The sequence below is a fragment of the Bradyrhizobium sp. AS23.2 genome (assembly GCF_001908185.1).
GTDB lineage: Bacteria > Pseudomonadota > Alphaproteobacteria > Rhizobiales > Xanthobacteraceae > Bradyrhizobium.
Genome location: NZ_LGHM01000318.1, coordinates 1 through 1,656, shown reverse-complemented (window position 1 = coordinate 1,656; position 1,656 = coordinate 1). Strand labels below are relative to the sequence as shown.

The 1,656-nt window shown below is 62.2% G+C and carries 1 protein-coding gene; it reads right to left on the bottom strand.

Annotated features, from left to right (window positions below; translation table 11 throughout):
* Window positions 1-498 precede the first annotated feature (498 nt).
* Entirely contained in the window at window positions 499-1,311 is an 813-nt protein-coding gene (locus AC630_RS41780; RefSeq protein ID WP_074124268.1) for an alpha/beta fold hydrolase, read from the bottom strand.
* Between the last annotated feature and the right edge of the window lie 345 nt (window positions 1,312-1,656).

Genomic DNA, 1,656 nt, shown 5'->3' with positions numbered 1-1,656 from the left:
TCCACTTTACCGAAATTCGGATTTGTCGTATGTGTCGCCCATCCCAGCTCTAACCTTGAGGGGCGATCATGTGTCGTCACGTTTCGCGAGCCGGGTTGCGGTGGACGCGGCAGCGTCGGGCGCGAGAGGTGCGGGCAGGGCGGATTGCTCTCCGTGAGCCCGAGGCTTCGTGCGGGCGAGCGGCTCTGAGAGTTCGTCTCGCCAGCATTTTTCCCGGCAATGTCGACAAGGCCGGGAAACAATGTGGCGAACAAGCGAACGCGCGTACGGCAAAACCGTGTGGTCCTTTCCGCAAGCGCTCTTTGACGAACATAGGCCGGACCTTCAGCGGTCTGGCGAGCCAGCTTGAGATGCTCGAAGCCGACGTGGCGGCGGAGCGAAGGGCGGTGCGATAGGCACTCCCAGGAGCACTCCCGGCGCGCTCTACGGCCTCCCTTGGACGCTTGCGCCGCCGATCCCGGCGAGATCGAGCCGATGCCGTGCGGATCGGTCGCTAAACTAGCGCAGCGTCTCGACCGTCGCGACGTGCTCACGGATGAGCCTCGCGACATCCGACGCATGGGTCGCGATCATGAAATGACTGGCGCCGGGAACGGTCACCAGCGATGATCTGGAGACTGCGTTAGTCAGCACCTCGGCGACGCGCTGAATGACTGGATGACCGCGCTCGCCTCGCACGAAGAGGCTCGGCGCAGCGATGCCTGCATAGGCGGCAAGCGGCACATCGAAACCCCACGCTGACGACCAGTCGAGAACGTTCGTCGGCGTGGTGGCAACAATGTAGTCCCGGGTCCGCGCTGGGAGGGCGTCAAAGCTGCCGTCACCGCCGTAGAAGTCGATGATGCTCCGCGCAGCCAGTAGCTTTCCGTCGTCACACGAGCGGACATAAGCGTCGGCTATCGCGCGCACTTGCTCGTACAGCGCGAGATCGCCGGAGTGGCGAAGCAGATTGAACGGGGTCGCCTCGATCAAGGTCATGCTTGCGATCTTGGTCCGGTCACGGAGGACGGTCGCCAAGCATACCGTGGCACCCCACGAATGCCCAACGAGGTGGACAGCGCTGTTGGTGCGCTGGATGACGGCCTCGACGACGTCGATCTCCCGTTCGATAGAAATGTCGTCCGGGGTGCGGCGCTCTTCGGTGTCGCCATAACCGAGCAGGCTCGTTGTCACCGCCCGAAAGCTATCTCCTAAGAGAGCGATCACACCACGCCACAGTGCTCCCGTACTCCATGAGCCGGGCACGAAAAGAATGGTCGGCCCCGATCCTTGCTCGCGGTAGTCGATCCGTCTGTCAGGATATTCGACCATGGCTGCCCCCGCACGTGGAGGTGTCCGTACCGAGAACCATACCACGAGCCGCACGAAAACCACATGGAAGACAAGGCTCGCGACGGAGGACCCAGCACGGGCTCCGGCCCTCTGGGCCGCGTGAAAAACGCGGGGTACGCGCGACCGCGTTTATTCGGGATATTTGGTGCTAGCAAATTCGTGGTTGCAGTTACAGGAGGGCGGTACGTCCTGCTCAATGTCCGCTATGCCCGGTGGACTCAACCGGTCGGTGCAACACTCTAATCTTTTAGCAGAGATGGAGTGTGGGCATGAAGCAGCGACGTCGCATCTACTATTCTGCGGTTCAGCGGTCTGAGATCTGGG